The organism is Chryseobacterium sp. BGA-UO-ETr-SB22, from assembly GCF_059567885.1.
In genome coordinates, this window is sequence record NZ_JCAQOV010000005.1 from 677,251 (window position 1) to 695,657 (window position 18,407).

At 36.1% G+C, this 18,407-nt stretch carries 18 protein-coding genes; 9 read left to right on the top strand and 9 right to left on the bottom strand.

Going from position 1 to position 18,407, the window contains the following annotated elements:
* Positions 1 to 17: 17 nt before the first annotated feature.
* Positions 18 to 977, top strand: coding sequence for a D-2-hydroxyacid dehydrogenase (locus AC57AW_RS10340; protein ID WP_496351791.1), 960 nt, complete (start codon positions 18 to 20; stop codon positions 975 to 977).
* A gap of 70 nt (positions 978 to 1,047) precedes the next feature.
* On the opposite strand, the gene mscL is transcribed toward AC57AW_RS10340, so the two are convergent.
* Positions 1,048 to 1,425: a large conductance mechanosensitive channel protein MscL gene (gene mscL / locus AC57AW_RS10345; protein ID WP_496351792.1), complete on the bottom strand. Its 378-nt coding sequence runs from the start codon at positions 1,423 to 1,425 to the stop codon at positions 1,048 to 1,050.
* Positions 1,426 to 1,670: 245 nt separating this feature from the next.
* On the opposite strand from mscL, the gene AC57AW_RS10350 reads away from it, so the two are divergent.
* On the top strand, positions 1,671 to 3,188 hold the full coding sequence (locus AC57AW_RS10350; protein WP_496351793.1) for an NAD(P)H-hydrate dehydratase: 1,518 nt from the start codon (positions 1,671 to 1,673) through the stop codon (positions 3,186 to 3,188).
* 99 nt (positions 3,189 to 3,287) lie between these two features.
* Here AC57AW_RS10350 and lgt read toward each other — a convergent pair whose 3' ends face one another.
* Positions 3,288 to 4,169 carry a prolipoprotein diacylglyceryl transferase gene (gene lgt, locus AC57AW_RS10355; RefSeq protein WP_318848311.1) on the bottom strand — a complete coding sequence of 294 codons (882 nt, stop codon included), beginning with the start codon at positions 4,167 to 4,169 and terminating at the stop codon, positions 3,288 to 3,290.
* A gap of 443 nt (positions 4,170 to 4,612) precedes the next feature.
* Positions 4,613 to 4,864, bottom strand: coding sequence for a membrane protein insertion efficiency factor YidD (gene yidD, locus AC57AW_RS10360; protein ID WP_496351794.1), 252 nt, complete (start codon positions 4,862 to 4,864; stop codon positions 4,613 to 4,615).
* A 102-nt stretch (positions 4,865 to 4,966) separates the two neighbouring features.
* Between yidD and AC57AW_RS10365 the strand changes: the two genes are divergently transcribed.
* Positions 4,967 to 6,244, top strand: coding sequence for a replication-associated recombination protein A (locus AC57AW_RS10365; RefSeq protein ID WP_496351795.1), 1,278 nt, complete (start codon positions 4,967 to 4,969; stop codon positions 6,242 to 6,244).
* A gap of 48 nt (positions 6,245 to 6,292) precedes the next feature.
* On the opposite strand, the gene AC57AW_RS10370 is transcribed toward AC57AW_RS10365, so the two are convergent.
* The 5 genes from AC57AW_RS10370 to AC57AW_RS10390 all read right to left on the bottom strand — a co-directional run bounded on the left by AC57AW_RS10370 (position 6,293) and on the right by AC57AW_RS10390 (position 11,741).
* A complete protein-coding gene (locus tag AC57AW_RS10370) occupies positions 6,293 to 6,730 on the bottom strand; it encodes a hypothetical protein (protein ID WP_496351796.1) in 438 nt (145 codons plus the stop codon).
* 115 nt (positions 6,731 to 6,845) lie between these two features.
* On the bottom strand, positions 6,846 to 9,077 hold the full coding sequence (locus tag AC57AW_RS10375; RefSeq protein WP_496351797.1) for a DUF2339 domain-containing protein: 2,232 nt from the start codon (positions 9,075 to 9,077) through the stop codon (positions 6,846 to 6,848).
* A 110-nt stretch (positions 9,078 to 9,187) separates the two neighbouring features.
* Complete coding sequence (locus AC57AW_RS10380; protein WP_318848045.1) at positions 9,188 to 9,898, bottom strand: hypothetical protein; 711 nt, start codon at positions 9,896 to 9,898, stop codon at positions 9,188 to 9,190.
* Between the two features lie 362 nt (positions 9,899 to 10,260).
* Positions 10,261 to 11,109 carry a prephenate dehydratase gene (gene pheA, locus AC57AW_RS10385; protein WP_496351798.1) on the bottom strand — a complete coding sequence of 283 codons (849 nt, stop codon included), beginning with the start codon at positions 11,107 to 11,109 and terminating at the stop codon, positions 10,261 to 10,263.
* A gap of 200 nt (positions 11,110 to 11,309) precedes the next feature.
* Positions 11,310 to 11,741, bottom strand: a complete 432-nt coding sequence (locus AC57AW_RS10390) for an acyl-CoA thioesterase (RefSeq protein WP_496351799.1) — start codon at positions 11,739 to 11,741, stop codon at positions 11,310 to 11,312.
* A 115-nt stretch (positions 11,742 to 11,856) separates the two neighbouring features.
* Here AC57AW_RS10390 and dnaA point away from each other — a divergent pair, with 115 nt between their 5' ends.
* The 6 genes from dnaA (at position 11,857) to AC57AW_RS10420 (ending at position 17,316) form a co-directional block, all read left to right on the top strand.
* The gene (dnaA, locus tag AC57AW_RS10395) at positions 11,857 to 13,311 is read left to right on the top strand and encodes a chromosomal replication initiator protein DnaA (RefSeq protein ID WP_496351800.1); all 1,455 of its coding nucleotides are present in this window, start codon (positions 11,857 to 11,859) and stop codon (positions 13,309 to 13,311) included.
* Positions 13,312 to 13,410: 99 nt separating this feature from the next.
* The gene (locus tag AC57AW_RS10400; protein ID WP_496351801.1) at positions 13,411 to 13,863 is read left to right on the top strand and encodes a low molecular weight protein-tyrosine-phosphatase; all 453 of its coding nucleotides are present in this window, start codon (positions 13,411 to 13,413) and stop codon (positions 13,861 to 13,863) included.
* 2 nt (positions 13,864 to 13,865) lie between these two features.
* A complete protein-coding gene (locus AC57AW_RS10405) occupies positions 13,866 to 14,366 on the top strand; it encodes a DUF4440 domain-containing protein (RefSeq protein WP_496351802.1) in 501 nt (166 codons plus the stop codon).
* Between the two features lie 4 nt (positions 14,367 to 14,370).
* Positions 14,371 to 15,069 carry an SAM-dependent methyltransferase gene (locus AC57AW_RS10410; protein ID WP_496351803.1) on the top strand — a complete coding sequence of 233 codons (699 nt, stop codon included), beginning with the start codon at positions 14,371 to 14,373 and terminating at the stop codon, positions 15,067 to 15,069.
* 445 nt (positions 15,070 to 15,514) lie between these two features.
* Positions 15,515 to 17,035 (top strand): lytic polysaccharide monooxygenase, encoded by a 1,521-nt coding sequence (locus AC57AW_RS10415; RefSeq protein ID WP_496351804.1) that lies wholly within the window; start codon positions 15,515 to 15,517, stop codon positions 17,033 to 17,035.
* Between the two features lie 65 nt (positions 17,036 to 17,100).
* On the top strand, positions 17,101 to 17,316 hold the full coding sequence (locus AC57AW_RS10420; RefSeq protein WP_496351805.1) for a T9SS type A sorting domain-containing protein: 216 nt from the start codon (positions 17,101 to 17,103) through the stop codon (positions 17,314 to 17,316).
* Between the two features lie 200 nt (positions 17,317 to 17,516).
* On the opposite strand, the gene AC57AW_RS10425 is transcribed toward AC57AW_RS10420, so the two are convergent.
* Positions 17,517 to 18,392, bottom strand: a complete 876-nt coding sequence (locus AC57AW_RS10425) for a DUF4349 domain-containing protein (RefSeq protein ID WP_496351806.1) — start codon at positions 18,390 to 18,392, stop codon at positions 17,517 to 17,519.
* Positions 18,393 to 18,407 lie beyond the last annotated feature (15 nt).

Consider the following 18,407-nt stretch of genomic DNA (forward strand, 5'->3'; position numbering starts at 1 on the left):
AATATACTTGATATTTTATGAAAGTTTTAGCAAACGACGGCCTGGATCAATCTGGAATAGATGCATTGACAGAAAAAGGCTTTGAAGTAATCACTACAAAAGTTCCACAGGAGTTTTTGGTAGATTATATTAACGAGCACAAAATTCGTACTTTATTGGTAAGAAGTGCTACGCAGGTAAGAAAAGATATTATTGACGGATGCCCATCTATCGACATTATTGGCAGAGGCGGGGTAGGTATGGATAATATTGATGTAGACTATGCAAGAGAAAAAGGAATCCACGTGATCAACACTCCTTCAGCTTCGTCAGAATCGGTGGCTGAACTTGTTTTTGCTCATTTGTTTTCTGGAGCAAGATTTCTTCAGGATTCCAACAGAAAAATGCCTTTGGTAGGAGATACTGAATTTTCAGGTCTTAAAAAAGCATATGCTGCCGGTATCGAGTTGAGAGGAAAGACAATTGGTATTGTAGGTATGGGAAGAATAGGGCAGGAAGTAGCAAGAATTGCTTTAGGGCTTGGGATGAGAGTGGTTGCTGCTGATAATAATGTAGGAAAGGCCAGTATCAAAGTAAAGTTTTATAACAACCAGTTTATTAATGTGGATATAGAAACTGAGCCATTGCAGGAAGTCTTAAAACATTCAGACTTTATTACACTGCATGTTCCGGCTCAGAAAGAGGGCTATATGATTGGTGCGAAAGAGTTTGAAATGATGAAAGACGGTGTGGCTGTTGTCAACTGTTCCAGAGGAGGAGTTATTGATGAAGCAGCATTAATTCAGGCATTGGATTCCGGTAAAGTAAGATTTGCGGGATTAGATGTTTTCATTAATGAGCCGACTCCATCTAAGGAAATTCTTAATCACTCTAAAATCTCTCTTACCCCTCACACAGGAGCTTCTACTCTTGAGGCACAGGATAGAATAGGACTTTCCCTGGCTGAGCAGATTTCAAGTATTTTACAGATTCAATAATCCGGAAAGATATAGCAAAAGCACCTCCATGGAGGTGCTTTTATTTTTTATACTGTTATCAGGTTACTGATTATATATTTTTGCTTTTCAACAAATCTCTGATCTCTGTTAGTAGTTTTTGATCTTCTGTAGGTCCTGCAGGAGCCGGAGCCTCTTTTTTGTTGACTTTATTGGCTAATTTGATGATCCAGAAAAGAACCATAGCAATACAAAGGAAGCTGATTAAGGCTGAAAGGAAATTTCCATAAGCTACACCATTCCATGTAAGTTTTGCAATATTTTCTGCACCGGCTGCTTTCAATGCCGGATTCAGAATCAGAGGAGTGATTACATCTTCTACCAAAGACGAAACAATTTTACCAAATGCTGCACCAATGATCACACCGACAGCAAGATCGAGAACATTCCCCTTAAAGGCGAACTCTTTAAATTCTTTTACAAATCCCATAATTTATATTTTTTTAATTAGTATATAGACAAAAATATAATTAAAAAATGTAAAAAACACTACTTTTTATAGTTTTTTATTCCCAAAACATTGAGTTTTATGATGATTTTATAGAATTTGTTTTAATGAATATTTTAGCTTTATACAGATACCTTATCTCATTCATGAGGTCTCTTTATTTTTATTATTGAGGTGATATCATAATGAAAAATCTTTTGTAATTTGCTTAAAAGTTTCATTTACCTATGAAGATTTTCACCGCAGAACAGATACGCAGTTGGGATCAGTTTACGACTTCCCATGAACCGGTTTCATCTATCCAATTGATGGAAAGAGCTTCGATGGCTGCAGCCCATTGGATTTCGGAACATTGTAAAAATCATAAAAAGCTGGCCGTATTTTGTGGTAACGGAAACAATGGAGGAGATGGTTTAGCTGTGGCAAGAATACTGTACCTTAAAGGTTTTGACGTAGATGTATTTGTAGGTGATTCCAGAAAAAAGTTATCAGAGAATGGTTCAGTCAACCTCAAAAGACTTCGGGACCTTTCAGGTATTTCAGTCAAAAAAATTAACGTGAATGAACATTATCATTTTGATGATAAAACAATCATTATAGATGCTCTTTTTGGAACGGGATTATCCAGACCTTTGGAAGGTGAGTACAAAATGCTTGTTGAGCAGTTGAATACCCAAAAGAATATTAAAATATCCATTGATATTCCTTCAGGATTATCTGTCGATCATATATTTGACAATAATCCTTCCGTCCTGAAAGCGGATTATACACTTACTTTTCAATGCTGGAAACGGTCTTTTCTTCACCCTGAAACCGGAAAGTATACCGGAAAAGTGGAAGTGCTGAATATTGATTTAAGCAAAGACTATACAGATCAGACTGAAACAGACTATACTGTGATTGATGATCTGTTGATAGAATCGATATTCATACCAAGGCAGGAATTCTCTCACAAAGGCAGCTATGGAAAAGCGGTTATTATAGGAGGAAGTTATGGAAAAATAGGAGCTGCCGTTCTGGCTACACAATCGGCCTTAAAAACCGGAGCTGGTCTTACTTTTACTCTGGCACCGGAATGTGGATATGAAATACTGCAGACCTCATGCCCGGAAGCTATGTTTATAGCAGGAGGAAAGCAGTTTATAACAAACTTTGAGGCAGACAAAGACCTTACTTGTGGCATAGGACCCGGATTGGGGACTCATCCGGATACTGAGAAAAGTCTTCTGAGCTTTCTGAAAAACTATACCAGCCCACTGATTCTGGATGCGGATGCATTAAATATTATTTCTAAAACCCCGGGGAATTTAAAATTAATCCCAAAAAAATCAATCATTACGCCTCATCCCAAAGAGTTTGAAAGGCTTTTCGGAAGTACAGAAAATTCTTTTAAAAGGCTTGAGCTAGCCAGAGAAAAGGCAAAAATGTATGGTATTTATATCGTATTGAAAGATCATCATACCCAAATTATTACTCCGAAAGGAAATGTGTTTTACAATATAACCGGGAATGCAGGTCTTGCGAAAGGAGGAAGCGGGGATATTCTGACCGGAATTCTGACTTCACTTTTAGCACAGGGATATTCTGAAGAAGAAACCTGTATTCTAGGGGTGTGGCTTCATGGGAGATCGGCTGATCTTGCTTCGGAAAGGCATTCAAAAGAATCTATGCTTCCTACGGATGTTATTGGTGAATTCGGAAGTGTTTTTGAGGAGCTTAACAGGAAAGTTGCGAGAAGTTTGTAATAGATAAATGAACTGATGGCTTTTAAAATTATGCTTAAAAAGAAAAGGCAAATCTGTAGGAGTACAAATTTGCCTTTTTTATCTTAAAACTGTAGTTCTTTAAACTCCAGTAGTGTCCTTACCTTTTTCTATATATTCAGGTTTCTCATTTTCTTCCGGAGTGATCTTAAATTTCTTAGAAACGATCATGATAACAACTCCTGCAATCATAAACGGAATAGAAAGAACCTGACCTGTATTCAGACCTCCGATCTGGATGAATTCATCACCTTGCGGTTCTTTAAGGAACTCAACAGAGAATCTGATGGCCCAAAGAATAATAAAGAACAGTCCGAATAACCATCCCTGCTGATATTTTTTATCTGTTTTTCTGTAAAGTATCCATAATAAAATGAAAAGAAGAACATACCCTACAGCTTCAAATAGCTGGCTTGGATAACGAGGTACGGTAAGACCATATTCACTGCTTTGCTGCGGGAATAGTAATGCAAACGGAGAATTTGGATCAGCTGGTTTACCAACGATTTCAGAATTGAAAAAGTTCCCCATTCTTACAAATGCACCTCCTAAAGCAACTACAATACCCAATCTGTCATATACCCAAAACGGATTTTTTCTGATGATTTTAAATGAATAATACAGCGTCGTGAAGATCAAAGCGATAGTAGCCCCATGACTTGCCAGTCCTGAAAATCCAGTGAATTTAAAACCATTTTTTGTACTTATGGGTAAAAATACACTCCAGAAATCCTCTTTAAACAATTCCGGCTGATAGAAAATAACATGTCCTAATCTTGCCCCAAGGATGGTTCCAATTAATGTCCATGTGAAAAGAGGTTCAAGGTATCTTTGGTTAATATTGTCAATCTTAAAGATTCTGGTCATTAAAACATATCCGAAACCAAATGCAAATACAAACATCAAACTATAAAAGTGAAGGGTAAAAGATCCGATATGAATACCTTTTGAAGGATCCCATATTTTGAATGGAGTTTCAAGTTCTACTGTATCAGAAGCTGCAATAGGTTTTGCCGTTTTTACCGCATATTTAAATGTTGCAACATTTTCCTGGGTAGCAGCGGTATTGATCAGCTTAAAGTTTTTATCAAAAAACTGATAGTTGGAATCTTTGAATCTTACTAATGCTGAAGCCGCATAATTATAATAAGAAGGTTCAAGGCTGGATCCGTTGAGGATAACCACAACATTATTATTAATGGCTCTGTCCGGAAAAGCACTTAGGTCACCGATTTCTGTGGTGGAATAGATTTTTACAGGAACATTGCTTCCGTTGATATCTAAAGTTCCGTCAGATAAACCTCCAGGGTATTCCTGTGCAAAAAGAAACTGCGTTGTGAACGCAAACAGCACAAGATAAATTCTGAAAAAAATAGTATTCATTTTCTATTGATTTAATAGTTTGATTATTGACATTTATGTTTGGATGGAACGGGATCATAACCGCTGCCTCCCCACGGATGGCATCTCAAAATTCTTTTAAATCCCAGCCAGAATCCTTTAAAGATCCCATGAACCCGAAGAGACTCAATCATATAATGAGAACAGGTAGGTTCGTAGCGGCAATTTTTGGGAAGTAAGGGCGAGATGAACCATTGGTAAAATTTTATCAAAATTACCAGCGGAAATGTAATGATTTTATTGAATGTAAGTTTCAAAACAATGCAAAAATAGGGTAAAAAAATGAAAATTAGTTTAATTTTGTTATAAGTTTCGGAGATCGAAAATCCGGAACATTGATCTTAAAAAATAGAATTACTTTGAATCAAAATATTCCATTAGCTGAAAAATTAAGACCCAAAACCCTGAACGATGTATTGGGGCAGGAACACCTTACCGGCGATAAAGGAACGATCAGAAAAATGATTGAAAACAACACCCTGAATTCGCTGATTCTTTGGGGGCCTCCGGGAACTGGGAAGACGACACTCGCTGAAATTATTTCAGAACAATCAGGAAGGAAGTTCTATAAACTTTCTGCTGTTTCTTCAGGGGTGAAAGATGTTCGTGATGTTATTGATGATGCTAAAAAACAGAATTTGTTTTCCGGGAAATCACCCATTTTATTTATTGATGAGATTCATCGGTTCAATAAATCTCAACAGGATTCGCTGTTGCATGCCGTAGAAAAAGGATGGATTGTTCTGATAGGAGCTACTACGGAAAATCCAAGTTTTGAAGTGGTTTCAGCGTTGCTTTCAAGAAGCCAGGTTTATATTTTAAAAGCTTTGAGTTATGAAAAACTTGAAGAATTGATTGATATTGCCTCTGAAAGATTTAATAAAGATGAAGAAACTGATTTTAAAATCCTTGAGAAAGAAGCTTTCATTCAATACTCGGGTGGTGATGCCAGGAAGTTAATCAATTCTGTAGAATTGGTTTTGAATCAATATAAAAATTCAGGCACAACAGAAATCATCAACACAGATGTTCTTGAAGTTCTTCAAGAGACGATGGCGCTGTATGATAAAAACGGTGAACAGCATTATGATATTATTTCAGCCTTTATCAAGTCAATGCGTGGTGGTGATCCCAACGGAGCGGTTTATTGGCTGGCAAGGATGATTGCCGGAGGGGAAGATATAAAGTTTATTGCCCGTAGGATGCTTATTCTGGCTGCTGAGGATGTAGGGCTGGCTAATCCTAATGCACTGGTGATTGCTAATAATTGTTTTCAGGCGGTCAATGTGATCGGGAATCCTGAAGCAAGGATTATTCTTAGTGAAACAGCCATATATCTTGCAGTTTCTCCCAAAAGTAATTCTGCTTATATGGCCATTAATGATGCTTTGGCTTTGGTGAAACAAACCGGGAATCTGCCCGTACCTCTTCATTTGAGAAATGCTCCTACAAAACTGATGAAAGATCTGGATTATGGCAAAGAATATAAGTATGCTCATTCTTATGAAGGCAATTTTGTAGAACAGGACTTTCTCCCAGAGGAAATCAGGAATGTGAAATTGTATGAGCCCGGTAAAAACTCCACGGAGAAGAAGATTTATGAGGAGCTTAAGAAAAAATGGAACAATAAATATTAAAAATAAAAAAGGATGCTGAAAAACGGCATCCTTTTTATGAATATTAAATTATTCGGTAGTATAAATAAATAATGTTTTCTTACCGTTGTAATCTTTTGTTTCTGCTTTTTTCTTGATCTCAGGATAGATCATTGTGCTGGTGTCTGTAAATTCATAGCCTTCAATAAATACAGGGTTGTCTGCCGGAATATTATATTGAGTATTCATATTAGATAAAGCCATTCTATCTAATATATTTTCTCCGTTCTTGAACTTGTATTCAGTCACCCCTTTTGTAAAAACAGAACTGTATTTTTTTAAACTTTGAGGAAGGCTTGCCGCAGTATTGTATACCTTGGAGACTTGTAATACGTTCTTTCTCGCATTGAACAATTCTACTGTTCCGATAGCATTGTCAGCAACTGCAAACTTCACGGCAGGATTTTTTTGCTGTGCAAATAAAGTAGCTGAAGATAGTATTAAAAAAGAATAGAGTATTTTTTTCATAATCAGAATATGTAACTGTTAAAAACGTGATAAATATAGTTATTTTTTATAAAATGTGAATGAAATCTTAGATTGTTTTACATTTTATTTAGAATAAAAACTTTTATCTTGATTATTAATCTGTAGTTTCCTCACTTTTATCTTTTTTATCTACCATATTTCTGATGATATTTTTCAGTCGTTGAAAAGCGAAAGAACTTAATAATAAGATAATTCCGAGAGCAATAAAGGCGCTTATTCTTGAAATATTATCCATTTGCCATACATCATAACCGTAAAGTTTTAAAACCATGAGCCCTATCAATGCAAAACCAACCTTGTTGTATTCCTGAATATCTTTTTTTAAGCCCATATAAATAAAGATGCTGGCAAGAATGGTCCATATAATAGGTAGGTAAAGCATGTTGAAGTGTGCGCTGGCTTCGTAAGAATGCGTAAGATTGTTAGAAACCATTAAAACATAAGAATGATGCAGCTCACAGCTTACGCAGATAATAAGTGCCAAAGACAAGATCCAATAGGAAATCCTGGCTTTATGAAATTCTGAGAATGGAATGATTCTGAAGCATACATATAGGAAAGGAATCCACTGAAGCAGGTGCAGTAAATAAAAGCTTAGATGTAGTTTTTTTGTTAAAATTGCTGTGACAATTGGCAGTGTAGAAACTGATGCATTAAGAGTGATCAGAAAGAAAAAAAGATACATCAGAACGGTTTGGATATCACTTCTGATATTCAAAGGTTTCCTGAAAAGTAATAATATGAAAATATAATAAATACTGAATAGCAGTCCTATGCTGATAATTGCTGACCAAGGCATTTCTGAAACATGGTAGGTGATTTCAAGAAGAAAACTGATATAAATGACTCCATAGCTGACCATAGTAACGAGATCTTCAAAAAGGGTATTGCCTTTCTCATCTGATTCTTTTCCTGTATTCCTTAATAAATATAAATTGATGATGATGGAAATGATGGTAAACGAACTGGTAATAAACGGAGGATTGAATATGATATTAAAATTTGTTGTCCCCAAATATTCTGTCCAGGTTACAATCTGAGCGATCATGACCAATGGAAAAAGGATGTAAAAGAATATCTTGAAAATTTTATGACCTGTTTTTTTCCAGATGAAAAGCAGCAGGGTGGTTTCTATTGCCCAGATACTGGTGATAAGGTGGGTTTTAAACTGAATAGCTATAGCGATAGTGATAAGGCTGGTAACGAGTCCTGCAAATACAGAATAAGCAACTCCGAAGTTTTTTCGTCCATATTCTCTGAAGAGGAGGATAGAATTGATTGCCGCAAAGACAAGCGGAAAAATAATGGGAGGTTCATATGCTAAAGTATCAAAAATGTAGAGCAGCCCCAGAACACTTGAAAAATTAGCGAAAGCAAGTATTAAAATATCAGAAGTTGAAAGTATATTTTTTTTGATGTAATCATGCAGGGCAAAAAGATAGAAAATTGTATAGCTGATCATGTAAAAAGTAATGCTTAAAAACTCTGGGCTTTCATTTGTCCAAGAAAAAAGATAAGCGGTCGTGAAAATATAGGCAGTCCATCCCACACTTTTCCAGCGTTGAAGAAAAGAGACTACCAGCATTCCAATATTCAAAAGAGTAAGGTAAATAAAAAGAAAAGGGTAGTTACTTTGTCCGGTACTGATCATCAAAGGAGCACTGAAACCTCCTATTAATGAGAAAATAATTAAGACTTCACTTTTATAATAATAGGATAAGATAATAGATGCCGCTGTTATAAGTGCGGTAATAACAAAAGCTGTATTCTGTGTAAAAAGATGATATTCCCGGAAAGCAATGGTAGCAGTGAAATATAACACAGCAATTCCGCCTCCGGTTATAATAGAAGCAAATACGGTATAGTTTTTTCTGAGAAAATGTCCTATAATGATAATTCCTGCTCCCGTACAAAAGCCAATACCAGCTCTTGCAGTTTCTCCGATCCAGTTTTTATCAATAGCATATTTTACAAAGTAACCGATTCCGAGAACAAGGGTAAAAATACCAATGATGGTGAGTGCATTTTGTTTTAAAAAATCAAAAACGGGAGTCAGCCAGTCTTTTTGAACGGGTATTGGGATTTCTTCATTTTCTTCCCTGTTTTTTATTTCTTCAGGATAAATTTGATGAGGTTGTACTTGCTGTGGAATAATAGTTTCTTCTACTGAAGCTTTCTTATGAATTACTTCAGATTGAACCGGGGCCTTATTGATTTTATAATTAAGGTCAGTGATTTCCTTTTCAAGTCTTCTGATTTTAGTATTCAGATTGTTGAAAATGATGAAGATTACTATAAGGATAATGGCAGCAACAAGTTCATTCATTTCATTAGTTTTATCAAATATAAGAAATGTTTGAAAAGCGATTTAAAAAATTAACCCATCACAGTATAAGTGATGGGTTAAATGGTATAGATAACTAACAATATGTTTTACTAGTTGGATACTTTGTAAATGTAGAATGATGCAATACTGGATCCTAGAAGACCTGCATTAATAACACCAGAATCTACAAGTCCAAAAGAGACTTTATCTCCTGCCTGGAATGAATATAAAGAGTTAATGCTGGAATCAGAAAGCGTTAGGTTGATTGCTAGCGCAAGGTTAATACCACTGAAAGGACGAGTGTCTATTATCGTTGACACTGCTGCTCTGGTTCTTGCGATTCCAATTCCCGGACCTCCTGACAATAATGATGCCTGTAGTCCTGATCCATATCTGAATGCAAATCCAACAGCATATACTCCTGTAGATGGGATGGTGTAAGAACCGTCAGTGTCTGTAAATAAAGCGGCACTACCTATGTTTCGATCAGCTGCCACAAAGTTAACTGGCTGGAATGCTGCAGGGAAAATTCCCACGCTCAGTAGGTTGATTCCTGTAGTTTTTTTTGCTGCATATACAGAAGTGTTGGTTCCTGATGCGGCAATTAATAGTGCAGGATCTACAGTGTAAACCTGAGTGCTCCCCTGGTTAATTGCTAAAACCTGATAGCCAGGTAATGCTGTAGCTGCGGGTGTATCTCTAACTTTAAGTGTTCCATTAACATCTAGAGTTGCAGATGGAGTAGCTGTATTGATACCAACTTGCGAAAATAAAGGTAGAGTTGCGCATGCTAACATTAAGCTGTAAAGTTTGGTTTTCATGATCAAGATTTTTAATTAGTTGCTTAGCAAATATACAATAAAAATTATACCCTTCATTGTGAAATTTATAATTTTAATATTAATATGATGTAATATATTTAAACATATGTTTATATTTTGGGTAAAATTATCCCATAATTTAATTACGAGTTATTATATTTGACTTCTGATTAATTGATTGTTTATAAGGTGTTTAGAGAAAATTATTTATCTCCATTGTGTGGGTTATTTATTTGATAAAGGTATGTTATCGGGCACCGGATATTTTTTTATAAAAATTGTTTTTTTTCCTGTTTTTAGTAGGTTTAAAAGCAAAAACACTGCTCAGATGGCAGTGTTTTTAATGTATTTATTAACTTATTTTAGCTTTCTAAGAGGAATTCTTTATAGTTTCCAAGAAAATCTACATCAGCATTGATAGATTCAAGCTCTTTCAGGGCGTTTCCATGTAAGACTTCTTCCCAGGGTCCTTCTACATTAATAAAGAAGAAATAATTTCCCAGTCCGGTCTTTAATGTTCTGGATTCAATTTTGCTGAGGTTCATCTTTCGCCATGCAAAAACAGATAAAACCTGATGTAACCCACCGGGATGATCTTCCGGAAGCGTGATCAGCATTCCTGCTTTTTCTCCTAAAGTTTCCAGATTGTTATTTTGGTAGATGCACTGTTGTTTAGAGATAATAATAAAGCGGGTATGGTTTTGTTCGAAATCCTGAATATTACGATTGATGATCTTCAGTCCATACAAATTGGCGGCATACTGATTGGCAACAGCAGCAATAGCAGGATCCTTATTCTCTGAAACAAATTTTGCAGCCGCGGCTGTAGAAGAAAAATCCTGTTTTGGAATTTCCTTATAATGAGTATCCAGAAAATGGAAGCTCTGTGCCAGAGCTTGAGGGTGGGAATATATTCTTTCAATATTCTCAACAGAATTTTCCGGATGAATCATCAGGTGGTGCGCAATAGGCATCACTGCTTCTGCTTCAATCTTAATAGACGGGGTCTTATATAAATAGTCCAGCGTCATAGAAACTGTTCCCTCAATAGAGTTCTCCAAAGGTACAACTGCCTTTACTGCTTCTCCGTTTTCAACAGCATTAAAACAATCCAGAATACTGGCTTGTGGTAATAAGTCTTCGTCAGGGAAAAGCTGCGCTGCGGCAAGCTGGGTAAAACTGGCATGAGGTCCCAAAAATGCAATCTTCATAATATAATATATAAGGGATGATTAAAATAAAGGTACAAAGGTGCGAATTAATTCATAAATAGAGTTCAATTTTCGGGGTATAAAGTTGCGGGTTACGTGATGCGAGTTATGTGATGCAGGATGCTGGTTACATAAACCTTGGGTCTTTAGCTTTAAAACGCCTAATCCCTACAACCTGCTACCTAACTCCTGCCACCTGATTACTCATTCCAATTCTTCTCAATCATTTCCATTAGAAAATCAGGGCACTTGATGATCTTGTTGGTTTTTGCATCCAAAAAGAATAGAGTAGTGGAAGCTTCTGTTATTTTAACATGCTCTTCATTGTAGATTTCATATTCAAATTCGATCCTTACTCCCGGAATTTTTTTAACATAAGTATGAATTTCTAATTTTTGATCATACAACGCTGGTCGGATATATTTAATTTTATAGTCCGAAACAGGAAGCCAAATTCCTTGGTTTTCAATTTCATCGTATGAAATTCCTATGCTTCTGAAGAGCTCAACTCTCCCTACTTCGAAGTACGTTGCATAGTTGCCATAGTATACATATTTCATTGGGTCTGTTTCCGCGTAACGTACTCTTATTGAGTGTGTTGTGTGTATCGTTTTAGGTGTTAAATTATACATACAAATATATTTTTAAATAATCAATACCTGCAATATTTTTTTTTGAAAAGAAAAAATTGGACCTTTGTCTTCCTTCTAAACACAGTACAAACAAAGAATAATCGGGGCATAAAAAATGGATGACAATTTAATGATGATATGGCAGAAATGCCTTCAGTTTATGCGTGATAACCTGAACGCAGCTGAAGACAATTCTGACCTGAAAAAACTTGAAAAATCTTTCGATATGTTATTCGATAAGGTTCAGCCGCTTTCATTAGTAGCAAACAACCTTACGCTTATCGTACCGAGCGATTTTTACAAGGAATATATAGAGGATAATTACCTGTCCTTACTTTCTGCTGCCCTGAAGAAAAATATTGGAAAAGGAGTGAAATTATGGTATTCTGTGATGGAAAACAGACCAAAAGGTGAAGAAAAACCGGTTACCATGAACATCAAGGGACAAAGTGTTCCTACTCCAAAAACACAGGAAACAATGCCGCAGGGATTCTCTGCTAATATTGTAAACCCTTTTGTAGTACCTGGAATAAGAAAAGTAAATATAGATTCAAACCTTAAGCCTGACTATTCTTTTGATAGTTATGTAGAAGGAGAAAGCAATAAATTTGCAGCGACTGTAGCCAGATCCATTGCAAAAAGACCTGGCGCAACTGCCTTCAACCCGTTATTCTTATATGGAGGTTACGGAGTTGGAAAAACCCACTTAGGACAAGCGGTAGGGCTTGAAGTAAAAAACCAGTTCCCTGATAAAGTAGTCCTTTATCTGTCTTCTGAAAAGTTTATCCAGCAGTTTATCTCTGCTGCCAAAGCACACAAACAGACTGAATTTGCGAATTTCTACCAAATGGTGGACGTACTGATTATTGATGATATTCAGTTCTTATCCGGAAAATCAGCTACACAGGATAGTTTCTTCCATATTTTTGATCACCTGCATCAAAACGGAAAACAGATCATCCTTACTTCAGATAAAGCGCCTGCTGATATTATGGATATTCAGGACAGAATTGTTTCCCGTTTCAAATGGGGACTTTCTGCAGAAATCAAATCTCCAGATCTATCTACAAGAAGACAAATCATTGAAGATAAACTAAGCAGAGACGGAATTGTTCTTCCAGGAGATATGCTTGACTTCCTTGCTGTGGAAACGAAAACCAACGTAAGAGAACTTATCGGAGTGATCAACTCTGTGATCGCTTACTCTACAGTATATAAGAGAGACCTGAGTCTTGAACTGTTAAAAGAGACCATCAACAGAATTGCAGCTAACCAGAAAAAAATCATCAATATTCCTTACATCCAGGAAGTGGTATGTGATTATTTCGGAATCAAAAAAGAACAGTTACTTTCAAAAACAAGAAAAAGAGAAATTGCTTTACCAAGACAGCTTGCCATGTATTTTTCTAAAGAATTAACCAATTCTACATTTAGTAAAATCGGTGAGGAAATGGGAGGTAAAGATCACTCTACAGTAATGTATGCTTGTGATACCATCAAAGACGTATCGAAAATTGATAAAGAAATCAAAAAGTACGTAAAAGACCTTACAGAAAGAATCAAACAATAATATTGTTGACCAGAAATAAATTGAAATGAAGGATAGTTTTATTCTTCATTTTTTATTTAGTTTTGTTGAGACAAAAGACTCTTTTTAAATAGATAGAATATGAAAATATTAATGGTTTGTCTGGGAAATATTTGCAGAAGTCCTCTGGCAGAAGGAATTATGAAAACAAAAGTGCCGGAAACTTTTGTGGTAGACTCAGCCGGAACTATTTCAATGCATGAAGGAGAACATCCCGACAAAAGAGCCATTAAAACTGCCGCGAATCATAATATTGATATCTCAAAGCAGAAATCAAGACCCATTACCAGAAAAGATTTTGAAACCTTTGATAAGATCTACTGCATGGATATTGATGTATTTGAAGATGTGGTTTCCAAAACAAGAAATGAAGAAGAACGACAGAAAGTATCATTGTTTTTGGAAGTATTGGGAGATCATGAAAATGCTGAGGTTCCGGATCCTTATTGGGGTGATATGAGTGATTTTGAAAAGGTCTTTCAGCTTTTGGATAGAGGATGTGACGCTATTAAGAACCAAATACTCCAATCATAATCATGAAAAAACTGCTGTTACTGCTCCTGGTAAGCTTTAATTTCTCTTTTGCCCAAACCAAAGATGAAAAGGAGATCCGTAAAGTAATGGATGACTTTATGGAATGTATTAAAACCAGAGATGAAGCCAAATACCTCTCTTTATTTCAGGAACCTGTACTTTGGACAGGAATTTACAAAGACAGAACGCAGGCCAGACGCCTTGAGAAAAATCCTAAGGCAGACTACTATTTTTCAGATGACTATAAAGCTTTTATCAAAAGTTTTAAAGATGATAAATCTGAAGAGAAATTTGACAATATTAAGATCGTGGAAGATGGAGCAATAGCTTCTGCTAATTTCGATTACAGCTTTTGGTATGACGGTAAAATGGAAAACTGGGGAAAGGAAATCTGGACATTGATGAAGATCAACGGAACCTGGAAGATTACTTCCGTTACCTTTTCTATGGATCTTACAAAATACTTTACGCAACCCTCATTGAACGAAAGAACTAAAAAATAATACAATGCTTTTTTTACTCCCTGCTTACTTATCAGAAAACACTTCTATTACCCATTTTTCGCCTGTTTTGAAGGATTATATCATGCAGACAGACTATTTCTTTGTGGAAAATGAAAAAACAGCGAGAAAGGTTGTTAAATTTTTTGCTCCTGAAAAGAAGCAGGCTGATCTGAAGTTATTCTTATTAGACAAATACACGGAAAATGCAGACATCAAAGAAGCTCAAGAACTGATGCTGAAAGGGCAGGACTTCGGATTGTTGTCAGAAGCAGGATTACCCTGTATTGCTGACCCTGGAAACCTGATTGTTAAATGGTGTCATGAAAAAAATATCAGAGTAATTCCTATTTCAGGGCCTTCATCCATTATTCTTGCTTTGATTTCCAGTGGATTCAACGGACAGGAATTCACCTTCAACGGCTATCTTCCGATTGATAAAGGAGAGAAAAAGAAACACATTATGAATCTTGAAGGGCTGGTTCAGAAAACCGGATATTCACAGATTTTCATGGAAACACCATACAGAAACAATCAGCTTTTTGAAGATCTGTGTAAGTTTTTATCACCCAATACCAAGCTGTGTATTGCTGCTAATATCAACGACCCCGAGCATGAATTCATCAAAACAAAATCTATAAAAGACTGGCAGAAACAGAAGCCGGAACTTCATAAAATTCCTGCGGTATTTGTACTTGGGAAATAAACTTTACTCCTATAGCTTTACAATATAAGCATAGGAGTTTTTTTGTTTGAAATCAGAAGAACGATCGGTAATTTTCCTCATGGAATTGATGATTTCTTTTAATCTTTTTTGCTCTTCAAGCTACTCGTTTTTGACTTTAAATTGATGATATTTCAACAATATGTGATAAATATCATTGGATTTGTTGTGGTTTTATTGTGTAAAATATTCTAAATTTATATTTAATTATAAGATGTTATTGGTTTTAAATTCGCAAATTAATTTATAATATTAATTAGTTTTTATTGTTTTATTTAATATTTATTATAAATTTTATAATTTAAACTGTTTTCGTAGATTTAAGCTAATATCTTTCGCTTTTCTTTAATGATAAGGAAAGTTATAATTTCAAAGTTCAGTTTTGTATAAAATTGATCAGACCAAATCAACACCAAAATATTAAAATATGATTACACGTAAAATTTTTTTTCCAGTATTGCTGATGTTGGCTATACTGGTGCCTTCTTTACTTCATGTATCTGCACATGGATATGTAATGAGTCCTGCCTCAAGAGGATATCAGGGAAGTCTGGATAAGGCTGCGATTGGCTATTCTGCAGCATTTGGAATTTATGGATCTATCATTCATGAACCCGGCTCTCTGGAAGCCCCAAAAGGTTTTCCTGCTCTGGGTCCAGCAGATGGAAAGATCGCTTCTGCTAATGGAAGTATAGGCGGAGATACTACATTGGATATCCAAACCGCTGACCGATGGAAGAAAACCAATATTTCCACTGGGGTAAATGCTTTCATCTGGAAATATCTGGCTTACCATGCAACTGCAAAATGGCATTACTACATGACCAAACAAGGCTGGAATCCCAATCAGCCTATTTCCCGTCAGGATCTGGAGCTCATTGGTACAGTGGCGCATAATGGAACACCTCCACAGGATAATGTGTCTCATCAGATAACAGTTCCTGCTAACCGTACGGGCTATCATATTATTTTAGCGGTCTGGGATGTAGCAGATACCACCAATGCATTTTATAATGTCATTGATGTCAATGTAACCTCAGGATCCGTATCTACACCACCAGCAACACCTACAGGCTTAACTCAGCTGGGAGTAACCAGTTCTTCTGCTAAAATAGGCTGGGCTCCACAGTCAGATGCTGTATCCTATACCGTTTTCCGTAATGGACAGAATATTCAACAGGTAAATACAGCGGTATTTGAAGATACCGGTTTAACAGCCACTACAACGTATACGTATGAAGTACAGGCGAAAGGCTCTTCAGGACTTGCTTCAGGCAAGAGTCTGCCACTCAATGTAAAGACAAACAGTGAAGGCACTCCTGAAAAACCCTCAGCCCCATCTAATCTTCACTCAATGAGCGTTACCGAAAACTCCGTTTCACTTATGTGGATGGCTTCTACGCACTCGCAGGGGATTAAAAATTACCAGGTCTTTGAAAATGGAGTCAAAGTAGGAGAGACCGTGCAAACAAGCTTTTTACAAACCGGCTTAACACAAGACACAGAGTATCGTTATACTGTAAGATCTGTTGCGATGAACGATCAGATCTCTGATATGAGTAATGAATTAAAAATCAGAACCAAGAAAATTACATCAGGAAATGGCCAAACATATTGTGGAACAGAACAATATATTGCTGCCAACGCATATCCTACAGCCGGAACGAAAGTTTTCTACTCATGTAAAATATGGAAAAATAAATGGTATGCGAATCCGGGGGAGCAGCCAGGTACAAATATGGTATGGGAAGAAATAAGTGCATGCACCGAAGGCCCTGGTTGTGAATCAAGTGGTCCGGTAACCTATTGTGGTGCACAGGAATATAGTTCGGTGAAAACTTATCGGCCGCAGGAACAAAAGTTTTCCATGTCTGTAAAATATGGGAAAACAAATGGTATGCAAATCCGGGAGATACACCGGGAAGTAATTCTGTCTGGAAAGTTGTAAGTGATTGCAATGAAGGTCAGAATTGTAAAATATCCAGTCTTACTCAGAAAGAAAACGATCTTTCAGTGATCGTATCTGAACATCTGATGAATTTTGTACCGGAAAGCTACGTTGATAGAATAAGTAGAGTAGATATCATTACTCCTCATGGACTTCAGATCATGACTTTTATGAATCCTGGGAAAAGCAGCATGAATATCAGCCGCCTTCAATCCGGAATCTATTTTGTGAAAATCCTTAATAAGGATGGAAGTACCATTACTAAAACCATTAGAAAGTAAAAAAGTAGAAAAAATTAATAGTGCCGTCTTGTAATAAGGCGGCTTTTTCTTGTTAGAAAATTATAAAAATATTTAACAGCTCTTAACAAGGCTATTGCATTATTCTTGTTTTTAAAGACTATGCTGGAAACAGTATAAATTGTTGATAATGCAGTGAAAACCCGGGCATCGAAGATGCCCGGGTTTTTAGATATTAATTTTTATTTTTTTTTGCCAGATTTCCATTTCCTCCAAAAGAAAACAATAAACGGAATGATTAAAAAGAAGGGCCAAAGAGAAACTATTCCGAGCATAAAGCTTACAAAACTGTTCCAACCTTGCGTTACCGAATCTACAAACCTGCTTCCAAAACCTATTTTTGAGGTTGCCGAACTTCTTACTTTTTCTTTATATAAATTTAAACTTAAAGTGCTGTAATTCACACGGTCATCTATAAAACGAAGTCTGCCTTCTGCCACATCAATTTCATCTTCAAGCTCGCGGATTTTTTCCTGAATTTCAAGCATATCCTTAGTCGTGGCGGCACTTTTAAGCATGTCCCGATACTTTTCAAGATAGATTTTTTTATTGGCCAGTTTTATTGATACATCAGTATATTCTTCCGTGACATCATTGGATGAAATGTTTTTGGATAAAACAGAGCCTACTCCGTCTGAAAATGAACTGATAAGAGCATCAAAATTTTTATGAGGAACCCTGATGATCAGGTTAAGATTATCATCCATATCCGTATTTTGAAAATCCTCTTTCTGAATATAAGCTTTGTTTTTCTTTAAGATATCATTCACCTGGCGCTGAGCTTTTTTAATATCGCCCACCTGAATCTTCATGTCACCGTTTTTGATGATTTTTCTAGAAATAGTGTCGGTTTTCTTAGGTGTAGAAAGTTCTTTGTTGGATCTGTTTTCATCCGGAACAAGTTTTTCAGATAGAGAAGGAGGTGGAGGTACAGGGGAATATGATTTCTCTTCAGTAATAACTTCCATCAGATCTGCCTTCACTTCCTGTTTGGCCACTCCTGATTTATTACAATTAATAAGAATAAGTCCTGATAAAAGGAGAATAATGTTTTTCATGGGATAGTTTTTATG

Excerpts from the sequence above, each read along its gene's own strand:
- AC57AW_RS10340 (WP_496351791.1), top strand. The coding sequence starts at position 18 with ATGAAAGTTTTAGCAAACGACGGCCTGGATCAATCTGGAATAGATGCA.
- mscL (WP_496351792.1), bottom strand. The coding sequence starts at position 1,425 with ATGGGATTTGTAAAAGAATTTAAAGAGTTCGCCTTTAAGGGGAATGTT.
- AC57AW_RS10350 (WP_496351793.1), top strand. The coding sequence starts at position 1,671 with ATGAAGATTTTCACCGCAGAACAGATACGCAGTTGGGATCAGTTTACG.
- AC57AW_RS10370 (WP_496351796.1), bottom strand. The coding sequence starts at position 6,730 with ATGAAAAAAATACTCTATTCTTTTTTAATACTATCTTCAGCTACTTTA.
- AC57AW_RS10375 (WP_496351797.1), bottom strand. The coding sequence starts at position 9,077 with ATGAATGAACTTGTTGCTGCCATTATCCTTATAGTAATCTTCATCATT.
- AC57AW_RS10380 (WP_318848045.1), bottom strand. The coding sequence starts at position 9,898 with ATGAAAACCAAACTTTACAGCTTAATGTTAGCATGCGCAACTCTACCT.
- pheA (WP_496351798.1), bottom strand. The coding sequence starts at position 11,109 with ATGAAGATTGCATTTTTGGGACCTCATGCCAGTTTTACCCAGCTTGCC.
- AC57AW_RS10390 (WP_496351799.1), bottom strand. The coding sequence starts at position 11,741 with ATGTATAATTTAACACCTAAAACGATACACACAACACACTCAATAAGA.
- dnaA (WP_496351800.1), top strand. The coding sequence starts at position 11,857 with ATGGATGACAATTTAATGATGATATGGCAGAAATGCCTTCAGTTTATG.
- AC57AW_RS10400 (WP_496351801.1), top strand. The coding sequence starts at position 13,411 with ATGAAAATATTAATGGTTTGTCTGGGAAATATTTGCAGAAGTCCTCTG.
- AC57AW_RS10405 (WP_496351802.1), top strand. The coding sequence starts at position 13,866 with ATGAAAAAACTGCTGTTACTGCTCCTGGTAAGCTTTAATTTCTCTTTT.
- AC57AW_RS10410 (WP_496351803.1), top strand. The coding sequence starts at position 14,371 with ATGCTTTTTTTACTCCCTGCTTACTTATCAGAAAACACTTCTATTACC.
- AC57AW_RS10415 (WP_496351804.1), top strand. The coding sequence starts at position 15,515 with ATGATTACACGTAAAATTTTTTTTCCAGTATTGCTGATGTTGGCTATA.
- AC57AW_RS10425 (WP_496351806.1), bottom strand. The coding sequence starts at position 18,392 with ATGAAAAACATTATTCTCCTTTTATCAGGACTTATTCTTATTAATTGT.